General features: G+C 62.7%; 18 protein-coding genes. 10 read left to right on the forward strand and 8 right to left on the reverse strand.

Annotation, left to right across the window (positions count from 1 at the left end; genetic code table 11):
* The first annotated feature begins 70 nt into the window (after positions 1-70).
* Positions 71-709 (forward strand): peroxiredoxin, encoded by a 639-nt coding sequence (locus tag B0G80_RS19350; protein ID WP_116119029.1) that lies wholly within the window; start codon positions 71-73, stop codon positions 707-709.
* 150 nt (positions 710-859) lie between these two features.
* On the opposite strand, the gene B0G80_RS19355 is transcribed toward B0G80_RS19350, so the two are convergent.
* A complete protein-coding gene (locus tag B0G80_RS19355) occupies positions 860-2,050 on the reverse strand; it encodes an acyl-CoA dehydrogenase (RefSeq protein ID WP_116119030.1) in 1,191 nt (396 codons plus the stop codon).
* A gap of 104 nt (positions 2,051-2,154) precedes the next feature.
* Between B0G80_RS19355 and B0G80_RS19360 the strand changes: the two genes are divergently transcribed.
* Positions 2,155-2,940: an IclR family transcriptional regulator gene (locus tag B0G80_RS19360; protein ID WP_116119031.1), complete on the forward strand. Its 786-nt coding sequence runs from the start codon at positions 2,155-2,157 to the stop codon at positions 2,938-2,940.
* 42 nt (positions 2,941-2,982) lie between these two features.
* Here the strand turns inward: B0G80_RS19360 and B0G80_RS19365 are convergent, their stop codons facing one another.
* Positions 2,983-3,816, reverse strand: coding sequence for an EAL domain-containing protein (locus B0G80_RS19365; protein WP_106284462.1), 834 nt, complete (start codon positions 3,814-3,816; stop codon positions 2,983-2,985).
* A gap of 356 nt (positions 3,817-4,172) precedes the next feature.
* On the opposite strand from B0G80_RS19365, the gene B0G80_RS19370 reads away from it, so the two are divergent.
* Genes B0G80_RS19370 through fahA form a run of 3 tightly spaced genes read left to right on the forward strand, consistent with a single transcriptional unit; the run spans position 4,173 to position 8,225 of the window.
* Positions 4,173-5,537: an MFS transporter gene (locus B0G80_RS19370; RefSeq protein ID WP_116119032.1), complete on the forward strand. Its 1,365-nt coding sequence runs from the start codon at positions 4,173-4,175 to the stop codon at positions 5,535-5,537.
* 34 nt (positions 5,538-5,571) lie between these two features.
* Positions 5,572-6,918 (forward strand): homogentisate 1,2-dioxygenase, encoded by a 1,347-nt coding sequence (gene hmgA, locus B0G80_RS19375; RefSeq protein ID WP_116119033.1) that lies wholly within the window; start codon positions 5,572-5,574, stop codon positions 6,916-6,918.
* Entirely contained in the window at positions 6,915-8,225 is a 1,311-nt protein-coding gene (gene fahA / locus B0G80_RS19380; protein ID WP_116119034.1) for a fumarylacetoacetase, read from the forward strand. The genes hmgA and fahA overlap by 4 nt, the downstream gene beginning before the upstream one ends.
* A gap of 265 nt (positions 8,226-8,490) precedes the next feature.
* Here fahA and B0G80_RS19385 read toward each other — a convergent pair whose 3' ends face one another.
* The 3 genes from B0G80_RS19385 to B0G80_RS19395 form a co-directional block, all read right to left on the reverse strand.
* Positions 8,491-9,651 (reverse strand): MFS transporter, encoded by a 1,161-nt coding sequence (locus tag B0G80_RS19385; RefSeq protein WP_116119035.1) that lies wholly within the window; start codon positions 9,649-9,651, stop codon positions 8,491-8,493.
* A 73-nt stretch (positions 9,652-9,724) separates the two neighbouring features.
* Positions 9,725-10,891 (reverse strand): MFS transporter, encoded by a 1,167-nt coding sequence (locus B0G80_RS19390; RefSeq protein ID WP_116119036.1) that lies wholly within the window; start codon positions 10,889-10,891, stop codon positions 9,725-9,727.
* A gap of 186 nt (positions 10,892-11,077) precedes the next feature.
* Positions 11,078-11,920, reverse strand: a complete 843-nt coding sequence (locus tag B0G80_RS19395) for a crotonase/enoyl-CoA hydratase family protein (protein WP_116119037.1) — start codon at positions 11,918-11,920, stop codon at positions 11,078-11,080.
* 92 nt (positions 11,921-12,012) lie between these two features.
* Between B0G80_RS19395 and B0G80_RS19400 the strand changes: the two genes are divergently transcribed.
* On the forward strand, positions 12,013-12,627 hold the full coding sequence (locus tag B0G80_RS19400; RefSeq protein ID WP_116119038.1) for a plasmid fertility inhibition factor family protein: 615 nt from the start codon (positions 12,013-12,015) through the stop codon (positions 12,625-12,627).
* On the opposite strand, the gene B0G80_RS19405 is transcribed toward B0G80_RS19400, so the two are convergent.
* Complete coding sequence (locus B0G80_RS19405; RefSeq protein ID WP_116119039.1) at positions 12,624-13,622, reverse strand: 2-hydroxyacid dehydrogenase; 999 nt, start codon at positions 13,620-13,622, stop codon at positions 12,624-12,626. The two genes, B0G80_RS19400 and B0G80_RS19405, sit on opposite strands and share 4 nt — an antisense overlap.
* 528 nt (positions 13,623-14,150) lie before the next feature.
* Between B0G80_RS19405 and aspT (B0G80_RS19410) the strand changes: the two genes are divergently transcribed.
* The 4 genes from aspT (B0G80_RS19410) to B0G80_RS19425 all read left to right on the forward strand — a co-directional run bounded on the left by aspT (B0G80_RS19410) (position 14,151) and on the right by B0G80_RS19425 (position 20,797).
* On the forward strand, positions 14,151-15,833 hold the full coding sequence (gene aspT / locus B0G80_RS19410; protein ID WP_116119040.1) for an aspartate-alanine antiporter: 1,683 nt from the start codon (positions 14,151-14,153) through the stop codon (positions 15,831-15,833).
* Between the two features lie 145 nt (positions 15,834-15,978).
* Positions 15,979-17,661: an aspartate-alanine antiporter gene (gene aspT / locus B0G80_RS19415; RefSeq protein ID WP_106284454.1), complete on the forward strand. Its 1,683-nt coding sequence runs from the start codon at positions 15,979-15,981 to the stop codon at positions 17,659-17,661.
* 92 nt (positions 17,662-17,753) lie between these two features.
* Positions 17,754-19,418: a bifunctional aspartate transaminase/aspartate 4-decarboxylase gene (locus B0G80_RS19420; RefSeq protein WP_116119041.1), complete on the forward strand. Its 1,665-nt coding sequence runs from the start codon at positions 17,754-17,756 to the stop codon at positions 19,416-19,418.
* A gap of 155 nt (positions 19,419-19,573) precedes the next feature.
* The gene (locus B0G80_RS19425) at positions 19,574-20,797 is read left to right on the forward strand and encodes an alanine--glyoxylate aminotransferase family protein (protein WP_116119770.1); all 1,224 of its coding nucleotides are present in this window, start codon (positions 19,574-19,576) and stop codon (positions 20,795-20,797) included.
* Between the two features lie 31 nt (positions 20,798-20,828).
* Here B0G80_RS19425 and B0G80_RS19430 read toward each other — a convergent pair whose 3' ends face one another.
* Complete coding sequence (locus B0G80_RS19430) at positions 20,829-21,914, reverse strand: acyltransferase (RefSeq protein WP_116119042.1); 1,086 nt, start codon at positions 21,912-21,914, stop codon at positions 20,829-20,831.
* A gap of 53 nt (positions 21,915-21,967) precedes the next feature.
* The gene (locus B0G80_RS19435) at positions 21,968-23,401 is read right to left on the reverse strand and encodes a sialate O-acetylesterase (RefSeq protein ID WP_243856601.1); all 1,434 of its coding nucleotides are present in this window, start codon (positions 23,399-23,401) and stop codon (positions 21,968-21,970) included.
* Between the last annotated feature and the right edge of the window lie 145 nt (positions 23,402-23,546).

The raw sequence follows: 23,546 nt of genomic DNA on the forward strand, positions 1-23,546 counted from the left end.
TGCTTTATCGTTGCGGGGCGCCGCGCGTGAACGCTCGCGCGCCAGTGTCCAAACCTACAGGAGATGCACAATGAGTCTACGTCTTGGCGATATCGCACCGGATTTTGAGCAGCAGTCGAGTGTCGGCCCGATCAAATTCCACGAATGGCTGGGCGATAGTTGGGGCGTGTTGTTCTCGCATCCGGCCGACTTCACACCGGTCTGCACGACCGAACTCGGCTTGACCGCCAAGCTGGCCGACGAGTTTGACAAGCGCAATGTGAAGACCATCGCGTTGTCGGTCGACAGCGCCGAGTCGCACAAAGAGTGGATCAAAGACATTAACGAGACTCAAGCCGCCAACGTCGGCTTCCCGATTCTCGCGGACGGCGATCGCAAGGTTGCCGAGCTGTACGACATGATTCATCCGAACGCAAACGAAACGCTCACGGTGCGTTCGCTGTTCGTGATCGATCCGAAGAAGAAGGTGCGCCTGATCATCACCTATCCGGCGAGCACTGGCCGCAACTTCGACGAAGTACTGCGCGTGATCGATTCGCTGCAACTCACCGACAGCCACTCGGTCGCCACGCCGGGCAACTGGAAGCAGGGCGATGACGTGGTCATCGTCCCGTCGCTGAAGGACGAGGAAGTTATCAAGCAGAAATTCCCGAAGGGCTACAAGGCGCTGCGTCCGTATCTGCGCATGACGCCGCAGCCGAACAAGTAAGCGGTTGATGCGCTACGAAGCGGGCCGCTAATCGCCGCACGCCGGGTCGAATGAAAAAAAGCCAGTTCACGAGTGAACTGGCTTTTTTGTCGTGCTGCGCAAACCCGCGACAATCGGCGCAATCCGCGCGATTCGCGCTTCAGAAAACCTTCAGAAAAAAGCCTGAATGCCGGTTTGCGCGCGCCCCAGAATCAGCGCATGAATGTCGTGCGTGCCTTCGTAGGTGTTCACCACTTCCAGATTCACCAGATGCCGCGCGATGCCGAACTCGTCCGAGATGCCGTTGCCGCCGAGCATGTCGCGCGCGAGCCGTGCAATGTCCAGCGCCTTGCCGCATGAATTGCGCTTCATGATCGAGGTGATCTCGACCGCCGCGGTGCCTTCGTCCTTCATGCGGCCGAGGCGCAGCACGCCTTGCAGACCGAGGGTGATTTCGGTCTGCATGTCAGCGAGCTTCTTCTGGATCAACTGGTTCGCGGCGAGCGGCCGGCCGAACTGCTTGCGATCCAGCACGTACTGACGCGCGGTGTGCCAGCATGATTCAGCCGCACCGAGCGCGCCCCAGGCGATGCCATAGCGCGCAGAATTCAGGCACGTGAATGGGCCGCGCAAGCCGCTGACTTCGGGGAAACGGTTCTCTTCCGGCACGAAGACTTCGTCGAGCACGATCTCACCGGTAATCGACGCGCGCAGACCCACCTTGCTGTGGATGGTGGGCGCCGACAGTCCCTTCCAGCCCTTCTCGAGAATGAAGCCGCGGATCGCGTCCTTGCCGTTTTCCTCGAGCTTCGCCCACACGACGAACACGTCGGCGATCGGCGAATTGGTGATCCACATCTTCGAGCCCGACAACGAATAGCCGCCGTCGACCTTCTTGGCCCGCGTGACCATGCTGCCCGGATCGGAGCCGTGATTCGGCTCGGTCAAGCCGAAGCAGCCGATCCATTCGCCGGTGGCGAGCTTCGGCAGGTATTTCTGCTTCTGCGCTTCCGAGCCGAATTCATAGATCGGCACCATGACCAGCGACGACTGCACGGACATCATCGACCGATAGCCGGAATCCACGCGTTCCACTTCACGCGCGATCAAACCGTACGCCACGTAGTTCAGACCGGGGCCGCCGTATTGCTCAGGAATGGTCGGGCCGAGCAGGCCGAGTTCGCCCATCTCGCGAAAGATCTCGATGTCGGTCTTCTCATGACGGAACGCTTCGAGCACGCGCGGCTGCAGCTTGTCTTGCGAGTAAGCCGCGGCGGCGTCGCGCACCATGCGTTCCTCTTCGGTGAGCTGCTGATCCAGCAGCAACGGGTCTTCCCAGTGAAACTGCGCGGCCTCGGCCATGGCTTATCTCCTGATTCCTTGCTTGACGGAAACGTGTTTGCGCTTGACTTGAGTTCCGCTATGCGAAACAATGTTTTGCAAACCACGTCCGAGTGTATCACCCCATGACGCCGACATCTACTCTCTCCGAACCGCTCGACGAGCGCAAATTTGTCGTCGCGTTGGCTCGCGGGCTGGATTTGTTGCGCGCGTTCAAGCCGGGCGAAACGATGCTCGGCAATCGCGATTTCGTCGAACGCACGGGTTTGCCGAAGGCGACCGTCAACCGTCTTGCCTACACGCTGACCGTGCTCGGTTATCTGCGTCTCGACGAAACGCTGGGCAAATACGCGCTCGACGCCGGCGTGTTGTCGCTCGGTTTCGCGCTGCTCTCGGGTACGGACACGCTCGAACTCGCGCGCCCGCACATGCGCGTATTCGCACGCGACGTAGGCGCGGCAGTTTCGCTCGGCTGCCGCGACGGGCTCGACATGATTTATCTGGAGACAATCCGCAGCGAAACCGCGTTGACGCTTGGGCTGGCATCCGGTTCGAAACTGTCTATGCTGACGAGTTCGATGGGCCGCGCCTATCTGGCCGTGCAACCGCTCGACGTGCGCGCCGCGTTATTGGCGGAATTGAAAAAGGCGGCCGGCAAGGCAGGCGCCGAGCTGGTCGCCGACGCCGAGCAGGAAATCGCCGCCTTCGCCGAGCAGCGCTGTTGCTATTCGTTCCGCGCGTGGCATGACGACGTCAACGCGGTGGCAGTGCCGTTTCGCGAGCCGCGCGAAGGGCGCTGGCTGGTGCTGAGTTGCAGCGGGCCGGCTTCGTCGATGGGAGAGGATGTGTTTCGCAACAACGTCGCGCCACGGCTCTTGGCGCTTGCGCGGCGTTTGGGCGATACCGGTTGAAGCGGGCGGCGCGCGGGTTAATGCACCGGGCCAACCCGCAGCTTAAACGGCCCGGTCGTGATAATGCGCATTGAACAATGGCCCTTGCACGAAGCGCACGTCGTACTGCTGCAAAGCCTCGAACTGCGCTTCATCCACCACCCGGTTGAAGATCAGCGGAATTCGCAACCGGCCTGCATAACCCACTAGCGGTTTAACGGTGGCATCGCGCAAAGCGGTCCCTGCATCCATCTTGAGAAAGTCGAGCCGCGCGGTCTCCGACACCGACAGAATCTGCCCCGCGTTGGACAGATTGCCCGCCACCTTGAAGCCGTAGTGCTGGTAGCTCTTGGTCAGATAGCCGAGAAAAGTCTTGTGCGCGACCGCCGCTGCGGGCAACTCGATCACCACTCGCGACGGGTTCAATCCGAACGACACCAGCACGCTCGAAAAATGCCGCCCGTGGTCGTACTTCACGCTCTTGAGCAGCCGCTCGTGCACGCGCAGAAAGAGCAGCCCATGCCGCTGGGCGCCAAAGAAATTGATGGCATGCAGCGCACGCGACATGCGGTCGAGTGCGACCAACTCCTGATCGTCGGCGATGCGGTCGAACGGATCGAACACGTCGAACGGCGCCGCGTCCACCTGGTGCGTGACGGCCTGGAAGCCGAGTTCATCGCCGAAACGGTCCACGCCCTCGACCCCCGACGAAAGCGACTGCGCCAACGCATGCACGCTGATATCGAAGATCGGCTCATACGCGCTGGCGAGTTCGAACCCGTCGAATTGCGCCAGCGCGACGTCGTGATGCAAGCCTTGCCCCATCACCAGATGCTCGCCAAGAAACGGATGGTCGGCGGAGCGGGCAATGAGGTTGGGAATGGTCGGCGGGATCATGTAGACGTATGGATGGCGATAGCGAGGCGCTCGGCGCGGGGTAACGCGACGCGATTGCCGCATTCATTGATGGTAGCAGTCCGCACCGTGCTTACATGAACAAATTGCTCATAACGTTATCCGCCGAACGCTTGTGCCGACGCGCGGTCCGGGGATTTCAGGTGGCGTTTCAGGGTTTACGTTAATTTCACTATTCGTAACTAGTTTTACTATACGTAAATTGCAATGCGGTTGTGATGGCGGATAGGTCATGCCGTCCGCGCAGTTCATGCGCCGATCACAGACGCTTGCGGGCGGTGTTCAACCCCCTCGCAACCCACGAACAATCTAGCCAGTCAGCATCAGGAGACGACCCAATGAGCGCGAACCCGGCCGCGGCCGCCGTCAATGTGATCGAAGTCGAGCACGTGCTCGGCGAAACGCATCACCCGGCATTCCAGTTGCTGCTGCTCGCGCTATGCGGGTTGTGTCTCGTGATCGACGGTTTCGACGCGCAGGCGATGGGCTACGTCGCGCCGAGCGTGATCGGCGAATGGCACGTATCGAAGGCGGCGCTCGGTCCGGTGTTCAGCGCGAGCCTGTTCGGCATGCTGCTCGGCGCGCTCGGGCTGTCGGTGCTAGCGGACCGCATCGGGCGCCGTCCGGTGCTGATCGGGTCGACCTTCTTCTTCGCGCTGTCGATGCTGGCCACGCCCTTCGTCACCACGATTCCCGCTTTGATCGCGCTGCGCTTCATCACCGGTCTCGGGCTCGGCTGCATCATGCCGAACGCGATGGCGCTGGTGGGTGAATTCTCGACCCCCGCGCATCGCGTCAAGCGCATGATGCTGGTGTCGTGCGGCTTCACGCTGGGCGCGGCGCTCGGCGGGTTCATCAGCGCAGCGCTGATTCCGGCTTATGGCTGGCGCGCGGTGTTCTGGGTGGGCGGCGCGGTGCCGCTGTTACTCGCGTTGGCAATGCTTGTTGCGTTGCCGGAGTCGCTGCAATTCCTCGTTCTCAAAGGACGCAGCGAGCGTGCATTGCGTTGGCTCGCGAAGTTCAACCCGGCGCTGCCGATCGACGCGAACACGCGCCTCGTCGTGCGTGAAAAGGGTAACGGCGGCGCGGCGGTCGCCGAACTGTTCCGCGCCGGCCGCGGTCCGGTCACCTTGATTTTGTGGGCGATCAGCTTCATGAACCTGATCGATCTGTACTTTCTGTCGAACTGGCTGCCTACCGTGATGCGCGATGCCGGCTATTCGCCGAGCACGGCGGTGATCGTCGGAACCGTGTTGCAGACGGGCGGCGTGGTCGGCACCTTGCTGCTCGGCTGGTTCATCGAACGGTTTGGTTTTGTGCGCGTGCTGTTCGTGTGTTTCGCGGGCGCGGCGCTGGCGGTCGGCACGATCGGCACCGTGGCGCATGCGTTGCCGTGGCTGTTGCTGGTTGTGTTCGCGGGCGGCTTCTGCGTGGTCGGCGGGCAACCGGCGGTCAACGCGCTGGCCGGTCATTTTTATCCGACCGCCCTGCGCTCGACAGGCATAGGCTGGAGCCTTGGCATTGGCCGGATCGGCTCGGTGATCGGACCGCTGATCGGCGGTCAATTGATCGCACTGAACTGGTCGAACGCCGCGCTGTTCCATGCGGCGGCCCTGCCGGTGCTGTGCTCCGCGCTGCTGGTGATCGCGCTGGCCGCCGCCACACGCGAACGCGGCCGGCCGTCCGAGCCGCGGACCGCATGAAATGACGAGATCGAGTATCAACGGAGAACCTAGCATGGATACCCAAACCCGTACGCCGCACACAGGCAACTCGCGGCTCGAAATCGAGCCCGGTTATCAGTCGGGCTTCGCAAACGAATTCGCCACGGAGGCCTTGCCGGGTGCGTTGCCGCAAGGCCGCAATTCGCCGCAGCGCGCGGCTTATGGGCTATATGCCGAACAACTGTCGGGCACGGCCTTCACCGCGCCGCGTGGCCATAATCGCCGTTCGTGGTTGTACCGGATTCGTCCGGCGGCGGTGCATATGCCGTTCACGCAACTGCCTTCGGAGCGGCTCGTCGCCAACTTTGCCGAGGTGCCGCCGACGCCGCCCAACCAGTTGCGCTGGGACGCGTTGCCGATGCCGGCCGAGCCGACCGACTTTATCGACGGCTGGGTGACGATGGCGGGCAACGGCGCGGCGGAATCCATGAGCGGCTGCGCGATTCATCTGTACGCGGCGAACCGCTCGATGCAGGACCGCTTCTTCTATACCGCCGACGGCGAATTGCTGATCGTGCCGCAGGAAGGACGCCTGCACATCGCCACCGAGCTTGGCAAGCTCGACATCGAGCCCTTCGAAATCGCGGTGATTCCGCGCGGCGTGCGCTTCGCGGTGAGCCTGCCGGATGGCGCGGCGCGCGGCTACATCTGCGAGAACTTCGGGGCGTTGTTGCGTCTACCGGATCTCGGGCCGATCGGCTCGAACGGCCTTGCCAATCCGCGTGATTTCCTCACGCCGCATGCGGCCTATGAAGACCGTGAGGGCGACTTCGAACTCGTCGCCAAGATGAACGGCAACCTGTGGCGCGCGGACATCGGCCACTCGCCGCTCGACGTAGTCGCGTGGCACGGCAACTACGCGCCGTACAAGTACGATCTGCGCCGCTTCAACACGATCGGCTCGATCAGTTTCGACCATCCGGATCCGTCGATCTTCCTCGTGCTGCAATCGCAAACCGATACGCCGGGCGTCGATAGCATTGACTTCGTGATTTTCCCGCCGCGCTGGCTCGCCGCCGAAGATACGTTCCGCCCGCCATGGTTCCATCGCAACGTGGCGAGCGAGTTCATGGGACTCGTGCACGGCGTGTACGACGCCAAGGCCGAAGGCTTCGTGCCGGGCGGCGCGAGCCTGCACAACTGCATGTCGGGTCATGGCCCGGACGCGGAGACGTTCGAGAAAGCCTCGCACAGCGATACGTCGACGCCGAAGAAAGTCGGCGACACGATGGCCTTCATGTTCGAAACCCGCACGCTGATCAAGCCGACGCGCTTCGCGCTCGAAACCGCGCAATTGCAGGCACATTACTACGAGTGCTGGCAAGGTCTCACGAAACATTTCAACCCGGAGCAACGATGAACGCATTGAGCGATCTTCAGGCGACGCTCGATCCGTCGCGCAAGAGTTGGGTCGAATCGGCCAACGATTCGGCCAATGACTTTTCGATTCAGAATCTACCGTTCGGTATTTTTAGCGACGACCTGAATGCGACGCGCCGCGTAGGCGTCGCGATCGGCGGCAGCATCGTCGATCTGGCCGCGCTCGAAAGCGCGGGTCTGTTGAGCGTGCCTTCGTCGAATGCCGGCGACAGCGTGTTCGTGCGCGACGCGTTGAACGATTTCATCGCACTCGGTCGCGACGCATGGCGCGGCGTGCGCATTCAGTTGAGCAAGCTGCTGTCACGCGATAACGCGACGTTGCGCGACGACGCCGAATTGCGTAGTCGCGCGCTGATCCGCCAGGCCGATGCGCAATTGCATCTACCGGTGCAGATTCCAGGCTACACCGATTTCTATTCGTCGAAGGAGCACGCGACGAACGTCGGCTCGATGTTCCGCGATCCTAAGAATGCGCTGCTGCCGAACTGGTCGGAGATGCCGATCGGTTACAACGGACGCGCGTCGTCGGTAGTGGTGAGCGGCACGCCGGTGCGTCGTCCTAATGGGCAGTTGAAGTTGCCGGACCAGGATCGTCCTGTGTTCGGCGCGTGTCGCAAGCTGGATATCGAACTGGAAACCGGCTTCGTGATCGGCGCGGGCAATGCTTTGGGTGAGCCGGTGGCGTGCGCGGATGCCGAAGCGCATATCTTCGGTATGGTGCTGTTGAACGACTGGAGTGCGCGCGATATCCAGCAGTGGGAATACGTGCCGCTCGGACCGTTCAATTCGAAGACCTTCGCGACCACGATCTCGCCGTGGATCGTGACGCTCGACGCGCTCGAACCGTTCCGCGTCGCGCAGCCGGCGCAGGAACCGCAGCCGCTGGCGTATCTGCGTCACGACGGCGACCATGCCTTCGATATCACGCTGGAAGTGACGCTGCGCCCGCAGCAGGCGAAAGAGGCGAGCACGATCTCGCGAACCAACTTCAAGCACATGTACTGGACGATGGCGCAGCAGCTCGCGCATCACACGGTATCGGGCTGCAATACGCGCGTGGGCGATCTGATGGGCTCGGGCACGATCAGCGGACCGACGGAGGACTCGTTCGGCAGCCTGCTGGAGTTGACGTGGAACGGCAAGAACCCGCTGGAGTTGCAGGAAGGCGGCACGCGCAGTTTCATCGAAGACGGCGATGAGTTGATGCTCGCCGGTTGGTGCCAGGGTGAGGGTTATCGTGTGGGTTTTGGCGCGTGTGTCGGGGAGATTCTGCCGGCGTTGAAGTAAGGCTGTTATAGCGGGCGAGGCGCCGCAACGTGCATAACAAAAACGGGGAAGCCACGAGCAATGGCTTCCCCGTTTTGTTTTTCACGCGTCATCTTGCGCGGCGCCAGAGTCTGTTGATCGATCCGCGACCCGCGACCCGCGATGCGCGATCCGCACTCGCGCCTCTCTCCAAGCCACGACGACAAACGCCAAATCAGCGGGGAGCAGCACGTCCGCCGTCGCATCGCTGCCGGCGCCGCGGCGCAGCACCAGGATCAGCAGCCGATCAACCCGCGATCCGCACCGGCGCCCGCCGTCTCTCCCACCAAACGGCCACCAGAAATGCCAACGCTGCGACGAGCAGCACACCGACCATCGCGTCATTCCCGACGCCCTTCATCAGCGCACCAGCCACCAGCGGCCCACCGAAACTCGCCGCGCTCCACGACGCGCCCACCAGCGAACTCGCGGACACCAGCGCGACACCGCGAAAGCGTTCGCCGCAGGCAACCAGCGACAGCGTATAAATCGCGCCCGCCGCCGCGCCGAGCACGTAGAGCAGCGGCCAGCATAGCCACGGGGAGGTGATCGCCCACGGCAGCAAGGGCAGCAGCGCCACGACGATCACACCGCAACCGATATGCACGCGTTCGCGTCCAAGCCGGTCAGCCAGCCAGCCGATCGGGAATTGCATCGTCGTATCGCCGAGCAGCAGTGCCGACGCGAACAGCACGGCCACTTCGCTCGTGATGCCGTGCGACATCGCAAAGAGCGGCAGCAGCGAGAGCGCGATCGTGTCGAACAACGCGAAGAAGCCGGTGCCGATCGCGAGCGCCGGCATCAGCGGTAAAACATGACGCCAACTGCCGTGCGCCGCGTGCTCATCCTCGGACGCTTGCGGGGTCTTGCGAATCGTGGCGAGCATCGGCAGCGCCAGCAGAAAGATCGCGCCGCAAATCAGGAAGCGCCATTGCGTGAAGCCGGCGATCTGACTCACCAGCACCGGACCGGCCATCTGGAACAGCGTGAAGTTGGTCGCGTAAATGGCGATGACGCGGCCGCGCGTGGCGTCGTCGGCCAATTGATTGACCCAGGCTTCGCCGATCGTGAAGAGGAGCATCAACGCGGCGCCGCACAGCACGCGCAGCACGGCCCACAGCCACAGGTTCGAGGTGAGTTGCATCAGCGCGGTGGCGAACGCCACCACCAGCACGGCGCCGACGATCACCTGGCGGCCGCCGAAACGCGCCGCGATCCATCCCGCGAGCGGCACGATGACGAGCCCACCGCCCGCTTGCGCGGCGGTCAGCAGGCCGACCACATCGGTGCCGTAGCCGGCTTGCGTGAGCGCGAGGGCGGTGAGGGGAAGCGTCGCGCCGCTGCCGAGTCCGACGACGGCGACGCTCAGGATCAAAGCGAGGAAATCGCGAGTGAAGATGACTTTCATCGGCCGAGATGCTACTACGGCCGTGAGTCAACCGCACCTGTGCGCGGCTTGAGAGGAGTGCGGAGAAGGGCGCTTAGCTCGCCATCGCCATGCGTTGTGCGCGCCGGTCGATCGACACCGACCACAGCGTCAGCACCAGCGCGCCAATCGACGTCGCCACGCCGACCCACGGCAGTGTCGTGAGCGGAGCGCCCGCGCCGATCGCCATGCCGCCGAGCCACGCGCCCGTCGCATTGCCGAGGTTGAAGGCGCCTTGATTCAACGTCGAAGCAAGATTCGGCGCATGGCTCGCGCGGTCGACGATCAGCATTTGCAGCGGCGGCACGATCGCGAAGGCCAGAATGCCCCACACGAAAATCGTGATCATCGCCGGGATCTCCGCATGCATGGTGCCGGCGAAGACGGTCAGGATCACGACGATCGCCAACAGGAACGCCACCAGCGAAGGCATCAGCCGCCAGTCGGCGAGCTTGCCACCGAGCGTGCTGCCCACCGTCAGGCCAAGGCCGAACAGCAGCAGTACGAGCGTGACCGCGTGCGGCGTAAAGCCGGTCACGTCTTCGAGAATCGGCGTGATGTACGTGAAGGTGGAAAAGAGGCTTGCCGACGCGAGCACGCTGATGCCGAGCACCATCAGCACCTGCGGGTTCTTCAGCACGCTGAATTCGCGGACGAGGCTGGCCTTCTGCATTTCGATCTTCGCCGGCAGGCACACGGCGAGCGCGGCCGCCGCGACGACGCCGATGCCCGTCACCGCCCAGAACGTGGCGCGCCAGCCCACCGCCTGGCCGAGCGCGGTGCCGAGCGGCACGCCCAGCACGTTGGCAAGCGTGAGGCCCGTGAACATCAACGCGATGGCTTGCGCACGGCGGTTCGGCGCGACGAGGCCGGCGGCCACCACGGAGCCGATGCCGAAGAACGCGCCATGGCAGAACGCCGTCACGATGCGTGCGGCCATTAGCACCGCGTAGCCCGGCGCCACCGCGCACAGCAGATTGCCGACGATGAACACGCCGATCAGGCTCATCAGCGCTTTCTTGCGCGGCATGTTGGCGACCGCGATGGCGACGATCGGCGCGCCGATGGTCACGCCGAGCGCATACGCCGACACCAGCATGCCGGCCGCCGGGATCGACACGGACAGGTCGCGCGCGACATCGGGCAACAACCCCATGATTACGAATTCGGTGGTACCGATTCCAAACGCGGCAACGGCAAGGGCGAGCAGGGGTAAAGGCATGATGAAGGAGCGCGAATCGGCGCGACAGGAGGCGTCGCGCGGCCGGCGCGCGTTTTCGGGGCGAAAACGCGTGCGCCGTACAGGGGTAAAACAGTAGGGGATTCTACCTAAGTCAAAACGGGCTTGCTGAGCGTCAATGCTGGTGTTGTTTTTTGCTGATAGGTGCGCCGGCACCTCGTCGCGTGTCTAATGTTTGCCGCCGCTGCCGTCTCCGCTACCGCCGCCGCCTCGCGTCTCGCTATGACGGCCGGCGCCGCTGGTGAATTGCGTCGCGCCCGCCACGCCTTCGTCGAAAACCGCCGGGTAGCCGCCGGCGCCTTCGCGGCGCAATGCTTCGGCGACATCGTCGAGCATGCTGTTTTCCAGCACCGAGCGGCGGTCGGCGAGCAACGCTGCCTGCGGAAATGCGGCCAGTTCGGCGGCCAACCGTTCGGCCGCCGCGCGTGCCGTGCCCTTCGGTACGACGCGATTGGCGAGGCCGAAGCTGAGCGCTTCCTGCGCGTTCACCGCGCGACCGGTCAGGATCAGGTCCAGCGCACGTGACAGTCCGATCAAGCGCGGTATACGGATCGTGCCACCGTCGATCAGCGGAATTCCGACGCGCCGGCAGAACACGCCGAGCACCGCGTCGTCCTCGACGACTCTGAGATCGCACAGGGCCGCCAGCTCCAGTCCGCCCGCGACCGCATAGCCGGCAATCGCGGCAATCACCGGCTTGCTGAAGCTCATCCGAGTCGGTCCCATCGGACCCGGGCCGCTGCCGTCGGCGTGCAGCTCGTTGCGGCGAGTGTCGTCGGCGAGAGCGGTCAGGTCCGCGCCCGCGCAAAAGGTGCCGCCCGCGCCGAACAGCACCGCCGCGCGCCACGCGGGCTCCGCCTCGAAGCGGGCAAACGCGGCGCTGAGCGCCTCGGCGACAGGACGATCCACAGCATTTCGACGCGCCGGACGCTCAAGTACGATCGTGGCCACGCCGATATCCCGATTAGCTTCGATGCGCACGTGGTCATTGAAATTTTGCGTGGTTATCATCGTTGTCACCGTAGAAGTCATCAGCGTTTGCCCGCTTGTCGCGGGGTTGTGAGCAGTGTGCTCATGCAGAGTAATTAATACCGTGGCCTGTCATGCTTCTTACACAATCGGCTCGTAGCGTAAGCGCTCTCCTAACGCGCTGGCGCCTTTTCGCCAGCTTATCGAGCCTGCTTTTGCCCTTGTCCAATTCATCGTCAGCCGCCGCGCCGGCTTGTGCCGAAACGGTCTGGACCGTGCCTCTGCCAGAGCATCCATGGTACGACCATGTGCGCCTGAAACGCGTATTCGTCACGGACGGCACGCGGCATCAGGTCGTACTCGTCGACGTACGCAAGCTGCTCGCGTGCGCCGATCGCGACAATACCGATTACGTGCTGAAGCCGGTCGCCGAATGGCATTCGGGCAAGGTGCGCGGCATTCGCGAGTTTCTCGATCCGGAGAATCCGCGTATTCCGCAGATGCCGTACGTGACCATCTCGACGCGTCGCGCGCCGGGTGTGCTGGGCTGGTTCGGACTGGAGCGCGAAGGCGTGGTGGCGTTTCGCAACGGCCAGCATCGTGCGCGCTATCTTGCCGATGCGGGCGCGCGCTGGTTTCCGGTCGAAGTGCACGAGCGCGAGGCGACCTTGCTGCGCGAACTCTGCGGCGCCGCGGACGACGCGCGCACCGTGGTCCGCGCGACGCCGCTGAACACCGGCGGCGTCTAGGCAGGCGCGCGCACCACGTTGCGCGGCGTGCCGGCCTGCCACGCGGCGACGTTGTCTAGCGTGGTCAGGGCGATCTCGTTCATCGCCTCGCGCGTGAAGAACGCCTGATGCGCGGTGACGATCACGTTCGGGAACATCAACAGACGCGCAAGCACATCGTCCTGCAACGGCAGGTTCGAGTGATCCTCGAAGAACAGGCCTCCTTCTTCCTCGTACACATCGAGCCCGAGATGGCCGAGTCGGCCATCTTTCAGGGCGCCGATCAGCGCATTGCTTTCGACGAGGCCGCCACGGCCGGTATTGATCAGCATCGCGCCGCGCTTCATCTTGGCGAGCGCTGGGCCGTCGATGAGATGGTACGTGTCCGGCACCAGTGGGCAATGCAGGCTGACCACGTCGGCTTCGGCGAGCAGCGTGTCGAGCGGCACGTAGCGCGCGCCGAGCGCGAGCAGGTCGTCGGCCGGCTTGCCGGGATCGTAGGCGAGCACCTGCATGCCGAAGCCCGCCATGATGCGCCCGAATACGCGGCCGATCATGCCGGTGCCGATCACACCCACGGTCTTGCCATGCAGGTCGAAACCGAGCAGACCGTGCAGCGAAAAGTCGCCTTCGCGCGTACGTGCGACGGCGCGCGGCAGCCGCCGGTTCAGCGCCAGAATCAAGCCGACCGCATGTTCGGCCACTGCGTGCGGCGAATAGGCCGGCACCCGCGCAACCGGGACGCCGAGACGCTCGGCCGCGGCCAGATCGACGTGATTGAAGCCCGCCGAGCGCAGCGCGATCATGCGCGTGCCGCCGGCATGAAGCCGCTCCAGTACCGTCGCGTCGACGTTGTCGTTGACGAACGGACACACCACGTCGTAGCCCTGCGCGAGAATGGCCGTCTCGCTGTCGAGGTGCGACTCCTGGCAGTGCAGTTCATAGCGATGCGCGGCATTGGCTTCGGTGAACGTGTCGCGGTCGTACTGGCGGCTGCTGAACAGGATCATGCGCATGTGGACTCCGAAGAATGCGTGCCGGCGCTAATAGAGAAACGGACTCAGGGCGCGGCGGACGAGCGCTCCAGTATAGGTTAGCCATGCGGACGCACTGCATTGCAATCCATCCGCGTTTGCTAAAAATCATTCTTTTGCGAAGTCAAACGAAACGCGAGTTAAAAAATAATATTGACAGCCACACAAAATTACAATATTTATTAAAAAAGCGGTTCCAAAAATGCATGTTCACTCATGCTGTAATAAATTGGCCATCAGCAGACGATGTCTTTTTCAAGGCGCAAGGCAACTTCGCGAGGAAAGAGTGACTGTCGAGCTATCGGAAGACCGTTTCAATTCGTGCCGCTGCAGTGCGGCAAATCAGCTCGGGCGCGACGCGCGTCATTTCACTGCCACAAATTAAATTTTCACTCAATCGCGATGCTGATTGAGTGATGCATGCGTCAAATCGCGACGAATTAATTCACTCGAGTTCTTCAAGTGGTTATTCAGTCTCCTGCTAATAAACCCGTCAATGGGCGAGTCTACATGATCGGTGAATTGCTGAGATCTCAACCGGAGATCGCGCTGTTCGCAAGTCTTGCAATTGGATATTTCATTGGTTCGTTCCGCATCGGTCCGATTCAGCTCGGCGGCGTGTGCGGCACGCTGATCGTCGCGTTGCTGTTAGGCCAGACAGGCGCGCGCATCGCGCCCGATCTGAAGAACATCGCTTTCGCGCTGTTCATCTTCGCGCTGGGCTTTACCGGTGGCCCGCAGTTCTTTGCCAACATCGGCCGCGGCTGGCGCTATGGGTTGCTGTCGGTGGTCGAGATCGTGTCGGTGCTGGCGCTGATCATGATCGCGGTGGCCGTCATGCGGCTCGATGCCGGCACTGCGGCCGGCCTGCTGGCCGGCGCCGCGACGGAATCCGCCGTGATCGGCACGGCGTCCGAGGCGATCGCCAAGCTCGGCTTCGGCGACGCGGAAACGGTCCGCCTGCAGGCCAATATCGTGACCGCGTACAGCGTGAGCTACCTGTTCGGCCTGATCACCATCGTGCTTTTTACGAGCCAGTTCGCGCCGCTGCTGCTGCGCGTCAATCTGCGCGACGAAGCCGAGCGCGTGTGGCGCAAGCTCGGCGGCGAAGGCTCGTTCGGCGAGGGTCAGCGCGCGGCGGCGCCTGCGCTGGTGGGGCGGGCGTTTCTCGTCGGCGCGGCGGCTGGCGCGACGATCCGGGCGTTCGAACAGCAGTACGGCTTCAACCTGACGGTCGAGCGCGTGCGGCGCAACGGCGCGAACCTGCCGGCCGAACCGCAACTGACCCTCGCGCCCCACGACGTCATTCTGCTGGCGGGGCGGCGTGAAGCGATCGTAGCGGCCGCCGCCAGTCTCGGCGACGAAGTGGGCGGCGCGGACTTCGGCCTCGTGATCGCCGAACAGGTCGATGTGGTGCTGACGCGCCGCGATCTGCATGGCCGGACCATCGCTCAGGTGCGCGAACAGGCCACGCCGGAAAACGGCCGGGGAGTCTACATCGCGGCGGTCACGCGGCTCGAAACCACGGTGCCGGCGCTGCCCGGCACCGAACTGAATCGCGGCGACGTACTGACGCTGGTGGGCGCCAAGGCCGATGTCGAACGCGGTGCGAAGCGTCTGGGCTACATGCTCGTCGCGACGCAGAAGACCGACTTCGTCTGTCTGGCTCTGGGCGTGCTGGTCGGTATGGCGATCGGCCATCTTGGCGGACGGGTGGGCGGCGTCTCGGTCGCGCTCGGCACCGGTGGCGGTTGTTTGCTGTCGGGGCTGCTGTTCGGCTGGATCCGTTCGCGGTATCCGCTGATCGGTTCGCTGCCTTCGGCGGCGGCGCAAATCCTCAAGGACTTCGGTCTCGCCACTTTCATCGCGGCAGTCGGGCTGTCGGCGGGACCGGACGCCATCAAGCTGGTGCGTGAATATGGTCTCGCGTTGCCGGTGGCCGGGATTCTGATGGTGCTCGTGCCGGGACTGCTGTCGTTATGGATCGGCCGCATGTTCCTCAAGCTCGAGGCGCCCATGCTGCTCGGCGCGATTGCGGGCCAGCAATGCAGCACGCCCGCGATCAGCGCACTCGTGGGCGTGACGGGAAATTCCACACCCGTGATCGGCTACACGATCACGTATGCACTCTCGAACATTCTGTTGCCGTTGATGGGTCCGGTCGTAGTCGGCCTCGCCGGGAAATTCCATTAGGCGGCAGATGTGCCGGACGTGGCGCGCCGTGCCACGTTCGGTCGATGCAGCAGGCGGCGTGCGGCGCGCGACTCGATGGCGCTCCCTGTGCGCAAGGAGCACCCGGTAAAGTACTCAGGATCGCAAACTATCCAGCGAGGGCACGATGGACTGGCTACATCACATCTTTCAGAAATCACCCGAGATTGCGCTGTTTCTGTCGCTCGCAGTCGGCTACTTCATCGGGCAGATCAACTTCGGCAAATTCCAGTTGGGCGGCGTGGGCGGGTCGCTGCTGGCCGCGGTCGTGATCAGTCAGGCAGGCGTGACGATCGATAACGGCGTGAAGGCGGTGATGTTCGCCGTCTTCATCTACGCGGTCGGCTATGACTCCGGGCCCGGGTTCTTCAACTCGTTGAACCGCAAGACGCTGCGCGAGATCGCGATGGCCGTGTTTCTGGCGGTTAGCGCGCTAGCCACCGTGGTCATCTGCGCGAAGCTGTTCCACCTGAACAAGGGACTCGCCGCCGGGCTCGCGGGCGGCGCGCTGACCCAATCGGCGATTATCGGCACGGCGGGCGACGCGATCGCGCGTCTCGGCTTGCCGGCGGATCAGGTCAAGTCGCTGCAATCGGACGTGGCGATCGCTTACGCGGTGACCTATGTGTTCGGCTCGCTGGGCGCGATCATCGTGTGCGTGAATATCCTGCCTAAATTCATGGGCCAAAGTTTGCGCGACGCCTCGATCCAGGCGGAACGCGAGTTGACGTCAGGCGCGCCGTCTATCGCGCCGGGGCAGCTCTCGGCGTTGCCCGAGATGGTCGGCCGCGCGTACAAAATCGATGTCAGCGCCGGCAAAACGGTGAAGGACGTCGAAACCCAGCACCAGGACCTTTTGACGATCGAGCGGATCAAGCGCGACGGCCATCAACTCGACCCGGCGCCCGACCTCGTATTGAAGCCCGACGACGTAGTGCTGGTGGTGGGCCGCCGCGAGGGCGTGGTCGCGTTTGGCGCGAGCGGCGGCGAGGTGGCCACCGTCGAGGACGTCGGCGTCGTCATGCAGACACGTCAAGGCGTGTTCACGCGCAAGGGCATGAATCACACCACGATCGCCGCCGCGCGAGAATTGTTGGACCGCGATATGCGTCACGGCGTCTACATCCAGGGTATTTCGCGCGCCGGTCAGCCACTGCCGATCCTGCCGGAAACCCAACTCGAGCACGGCGACGTCCTCACCTTCTACGGGTCGCCGAAAGACACCAAGCGCGCCGTCGACATCGCCGGCTACGAGTTGCCCTACAGCATCAAAACCGACTTCATCTACATGGGCGTCGGCCTCGTGCTCGGTTTGCTGATCGGGTTGATCGTCATCAACGTCGGCGGCATTCCGCTCACGCTCGGCTCGGGCGGCGGCTGTCTGCTGGCCGGCCTGCTGTTCGGCTGGATGCGCGGCAAGCATCCCATGTACGGCGTGATGCCGTCGGCGGCTTCGCGGCTGCTGCAGGATTTCGGTCTCGCGGCGTTCGTGGTGGTGGTGGGGCTCAACTCCGGCTTGCAGGCCGTGGTGACGGTCAAGCAACTCGGCATCACGATTTTTCTGCTCGGCGTGTTCGTCACGCTGTTTCCGCTGTTGCTCACCATGCTGTTCGGCCGCTATGTGCTGAAGTACAACAACGCAGCCATTCTGGCCGGCGCGCTGGCCGGCTCGCGCAGCGCGAATCCCGCATTCGGCGGCGTGCTCGACAAGGCGGAAAGCGCCGTGCCGACCGTGCCGTTCGCGATCACGTACGCCATCGCGAACGTCGCGCTGACGCTGCTCGGGCCGCTCGTGGTCGGGCTCGTCTAGCGCGGGCATCCATCGATCTCTCTTGCGCCGGCGCTCATCGGGCGATCATCGCCGCGCCGGCGTCTTTCACTTGACTCATTGGAGAACGCATCATGGCAAAAGACAAGGGCGACAAGAAGCACGCAGATATGGCACAAGCAGGCATGGCCGCGCTCAGCCCGTTCGAGTTGAAGGACGAACTGATCAAGGCGGCCGGTGGCGGCGCCGTGGAGCGGCCCGCCAATGCGGCGATGCTCAACGCCGGCCGCGGCAACCCCAATTTTCTGGCGACGATTCCGCGCCACGGCTTCTGGCAACTCGGCCTCTTTGCGATGCGCGAATCGGAGCGCTCGTTTGCCTACAGGCCGGAAGGCGTGGGCGGCTTTCCGCGACGCGAGGGCTTAGAAGAACGCTTCGATCTGTTCTTGCGCGAAAACAGGGGCGTGCCGGGCGTCGACTTCCTGCGCGGCGCCGTGTCGTACGTGCGCGACCAGTTGGGATACTCGGCGGGCGACTTCCTGTATGAAATGTGCGAAGGCATTCTCGCGTCGAACTATCCGGTGCCGGACCGCATGCTCAAGCTGTCCGAACTGATCGTCGGGCAGTATCTGCGCAAGGAGATGATCGGCGATCATCCTTTTGTCGGCGAGTTCGACGTGTTCGCGGTGGAAGGCGGCACGGCGGCGATGACGTATATCTTCAACTCGATGCGCGAGAACCATCTGATCAAGGAGGGCGACACGATCGCGCTCGGCATGCCGATTTTCACGCCGTACATCGAGATTCCGAGACTGAACGACTACAGGCTCAACGTGGTGAATCTCGAAGCCGACGTCGCGAACGGCTGGCAGTATTCGAAGAAGGAACTCGACAAGCTGCGCGATCCGAAGGTGAAGGCGTTCTTCCTCGTCAATCCGAGCAATCCGCCTTCGGTGAAGATCGATGACGAAAGCCTTCAATACATCGCCGACATCGTCAAGGAGCGGCCCGATCTGATCCTGCTCACCGACGACGTGTACGGCACCTTTGCCGACAACTTCGTATCGCTATTCGCGCTTGCGCCGAAGAACACCGTTCTCGTGTACTCGTACTCGAAGTACTTCGGCGCGACCGGCTGGCGTCTGGGCACTATTGCGACGCACCGCGACAACGTGCTCGACAAACTGATCGCCGACTTGCCGAAGGACGCGAAGAAGCAGTTGCATGAGCGTTACGAATCGATCACGACGGAGCCGGACAAGCTCAAGTTTATCGATCGCCTCGTGGCCGACAGCCGCACCGTCGCGCTGAATCACACGGCGGGTTTGTCGACGCCGCAGCAGGTGCAGATGGTGCTATTTTCGCTGTTCTCGCTGATGGACACGCCCGACGCATACAAGAACGCGTTGAAGCGGCTGATCCGCAAGCGCAAGCAGGCGCTTTACGAAGAGGTCGGCATTTCGTTCGCGGACGACGATCCTAACCAGGTCGACTACTACACGATTCTCGACGTCGAATTCTTCGGCGAGCGGATGTTCGGGCGCGAGTTCGTCGACTGGTTGCTGAAGAATGCCGAGCCTTCCGAGTTGCTGTTCCGGCTCGCGCGCGAAGCTCGCGTCGTGCTGTTGCCGGGCCGTGGCTTCGGCACCCAGCATCCGTCGGGGCGTGTGTCGCTGGCGAACCTCAACGAGTCCGACTACCGGCAGATTGGCCGCGCCGTGCGCAAGTTGATGGAAGACTATGTGGAGCGTTTCAATGCGGCGACCGGCAAGAAGCTCGACAAGACGAAGGTGAAGTAACGGCGCGGCTCGCCGCGTTGCCTCGCTAACAAGCATAGTCAAAAAACTTGCGCAATCGCGCGGATCGGTGAATGATCGAACAGGCGGCCTCGTCAGCGTCCATGCTGGCGGGGCCGTTTGCTCCTTTGCGTTCTGACATTCACGTACCGATCATCATGCCGACTTCATCATTCACATCCGCATCTTCCGCAGTGCCCTGTCCGGTTGTCGAGTCGCTCGACGCCATTCTTCCCGAAGAGCCGCTCCTGATGATGGGCGCCGGCCCCGTGCCGATTCCCGCGGCGGTGGCCAAGGCCAACGCGATCGTGATCAATCACCTGGGCGGCACGATGGTGAAGGTGATCGGGCAGGTGAAGTCGATGGCGCGCTATGTGTTCCAGACGAACTCGAAATGGGTGCTGGGCGTGGCCGGACCAGGGTCGGCCGCGATGGAGATGGCGATTTCGAACCTCGCGTGGGAAGGTACGCGGGTGCTTTCCATCAAGAATGGTTTTTTCAGCGAGCGGATGGCGGAGATGGGGCGGCGCGTCGGCGCGCGGGTTAGTACGCTCGATGTCGCTGATCGCGCGGTGGCGAGTCTTGAGGAGATTGCCGGGGCGATTCGGCGCGAGCGTCCCGAGATCGTAACGGTGGTGCAGGGCGAGACGTCGAATACGGTGTGGAATTATCACCTGAAGGAGATCGCCGCGTTGGCGAAGGCCGCTGGCGCGTTGGTGATCGTCGATGCGGTTTGTACATTGAGTACGATGCCGCTGGAGATGGATGCCTGGGGGATCGATGCGGTGATTACGGGTGGGCAGAAGGGGTTGTCGTCGATTCCTGGGGTGTCGTTGATCGCGTTTTCCGATGCGGCCTGGGAGCGCGTGAAAGGGCGCACGGCGCCGAATGCGCATTGGTGTCTTGATGCTTCACTCGCGGAGAATTTTTGGCATAACGCGGGTTATCACTATACGGCGCCTGTTTCTGGCGTTCTGGCTTTGCATGAAGCTTTGAGGCTTGTTTGTGCTGAGACGCTGGAGAAGCGGTTTACGCGGCATTTGAAGTGTTCGCTGGCGCTGCAGGATGGCGTCGCTGCGATGGGGTTGCGGTTGTACACGCCGAAAGCTTGCCGGTTGAATTCCGTAGTTGGGATCGAGGTGCCCGAGGGGTTCAGTCCCGCGGATGTCTGTTCGCATATCTCGCGGATGCATCAAGTGGAGATTTCCGGTTCGTTTGGATTGCCAATTGTTCGTATCGGGCAGATGGGCGAGCAGTGTCGGGAACACAATCTGTTTCGCACGGTGCATGCGCTTGGCAGGACGATGGTCGATCTCGGCGTGAAGGTCGATTTGCCTGCGGGCGTTGCGGCTTTGGAGCGAGGGTTGTCGGGCGGTAAGTAGGACGCCGACACGACTGTGACTATGGCCGAAGTCACGTACCTGACTTGACGGTTTTTTCAGGACTATGCGCGACGGCACTTGCGGACGCGGTGCCTTCGTTCCGCACTTCTATAGGTTCCTCGAAGCCGACCCAATGCGCGATGCCAAGGCGCTTCGTCGTGAGCCAGATCGCTATCGGTAACGCCAACCCGGTCGCACTGCCGAGCACAAAGTGAACCACGGGCTGGCTGATGTGAAAGGCCAGCAACGCGTTCCAGACCACAGCGGTAGCGAGCACGTGCAGCAGATACACCGGCTTCCACGCTGAGCCAAGCGAGACGATCCAGCGCGACCTTCGCCATATCGGCAGGCACCTTCCGATCGAAATGGCCGCTACGATACCGAGAAAACTCGCCAGCAGCGAATACAAGTCGAGGTCGTGGCCGGCACGTTGCCCCATGAATGCGACAACTGCAAAGGCAATGGTCGTGACCCACGCAAGGTGGACGCCGGCAGCATGGCCGCCTTGCCGGTCAGGCCGGGAACCGAGCAGTACGCCGGGCAGAAAGAAGACCAGGCCCCAGCATGTCATCGTGACGATGCCCCAGCGGCTCCGCGTCGCGATTGCGGCGCATACAATGAACATCGCGACAAGCAGGCAGCGGTTCGGCACCGTCAACGCCGATCGGACCTTCGTGGACCGTGGCCATACCGTGATGCAAGCGACGATCTGGCAGATGAACAGCGCGTATAGGAACCAGAATTGACCGCCGGGCACTAATGCCAAGCGAGTCAACTCAAACTGCTGGCCGGCGTAGTCTTTATAGTCGGCCACGAGCCATTCAAAAGCCATCTGCAATATCGACCAGAGCAGATATGGGTAGAGCACGCCTACGGCTATGTATTTCAGCAGGTCCGCGCGCGAGCGTTGTAAATACCCTACCGTACTCATGCCGAGGAGGAAGAAGGCAGTCGGGTATCCCAACGCGTTTGCGGCGTACCGAAGAATCTTCAGAACGCTAGACACGTGCCCGTCCTGCAGAAATCCGGCATCGCCGAGCCGGCCAATTACCTCGGCGCAAACGATCGCGATGATTGAAATGGCCAGGCAGCCTCTGATGCGCTCGTTCTTCACCATTGCCTCGTTCCGGTTCATGTTTGCGCTTGATGCCGCCGGCCGTTCACGATGTGCTAAAGCGATACATCGAAAATCACGCACCAGTTGTCGAGGCGCATCGATTCACGTCCGTCGTTGAAGCGGATCGCGTCGCCCTGCGAATCGCGCAGATTGCCGCGCGGACCATAGCGGCTGCCCGCGATGCCCGCACCATTGAATGCGTATTCGACGTGCGTACCCGCGGGGATCGGCGATTGCGCGATGATTTCCACCTCGTCGGCTCCCGTGATCGCTACTGAACGGATCGGCAGTAGAGCGCCGGAAGGTAGACGCAACGAGAAGCCATAATCCGAATTGCCGGCAACCTGCGTCGTATCCCATTTGAGCGGCGGCGCGGGAACATTGAAGCGCAGCGTGGCCGTCGTGCCGTCGCGTTGCCAGCTCAGCGGCTCGAGAGGCTTCCATGTGGCACGGTCGATCAGAATCCGCTTCAGCACCAAGCCGTAATAAGCGCCCATCCATTCGGTGCTGCGATTGTCGGTGTGTCCGCCATCGATGTAGCGAAAGAGATACATGGACACAGCCAGATGAATGTGCGGATCTTCGTGGCTGGCTTGCAGCAGAGCGAGCGCGATATGCGGATAGCGCTGGTCGAAACGGCGATGCGTGGCCAACTGATAGGTGATCATTTCGACGTCCTGCTTCTGTCCGGTCATCGCCTTCGCGTCCCGGTCGACGTCGGCGCGCAGCGTCCGCAGCTTCGCCACGTAAGTCGGAATGGAGGTCTGGCTGGAATCGTCAGCTTCCCCTTGCGTCCACGTGATGGCGCCGATGCCGTATGTTTTGCCTTCGGCGTCAGCAAGCCGCTTTGCCTGAGCGATGTCGCGCAGCAACTGCGAGTAATAGCGTCCAGGCTCCGACAGCGTCGCAATAGCCATCGATCCTTCACCGGGCGCAGAGCCAACGAACCGATAGGGGATGTCCGCATGATTTTGCAGGTTCTCCTGTTCGATCAGTTGCATGGCCATATTCAGCGTGCCGCTGGTCGGTGTCTCGGCCTTGTCGCCCCATTGAGTCTCGACTAACGGGACGAACTGTTTGTAGGCGACCTCGACGTTTCCGCTTTGAATGCTGTCTTGAACCCGCACGCCGCCATTGAAGCGCAACGAAGAATAGCGTTGGTGGGTGGACAGCACAGGCCGGTTATAGAAGCCCTGACTGAGCGACTGACCGTAGCTGATGACGTGGGTAATATCCCACGGCGCAGCGCCATGCGGAATCCATGCCGAGTAAGCCGGCTCGATGCGACCGTCGCCAGAGCCGGGCTGCGTAGCGTCGAAGATAGTCGTCGTAGCCAACGCGCTTACGGCCGACACCTTCTGCACTGCCCAGGTATTTGCCGACGATGTGAGCGTGAAGCGAATCTGACTACCCGGTCTTCCGTCGACGTTTTGCACGACCACGCTTGCCTGGTTGCCATCGACTTGCGTGCTGTAAGTTTCGGGCATCGCGGTCAAACGATCGCAGGCGGTGGCCGTCGATATATGTAAGAGCTGCTGGAACAGACTTTTCACAGCCGCGAGCGCGACGGCGTCGGCTCCGCAGGTCGAACGGTTATATCGCCACAGGGGATCGAAATTGTCTCTCCATGCG

Source organism: Paraburkholderia sp. BL6669N2 (assembly GCF_003387275.1).
Classification (GTDB): domain Bacteria; phylum Pseudomonadota; class Gammaproteobacteria; order Burkholderiales; family Burkholderiaceae; genus Paraburkholderia.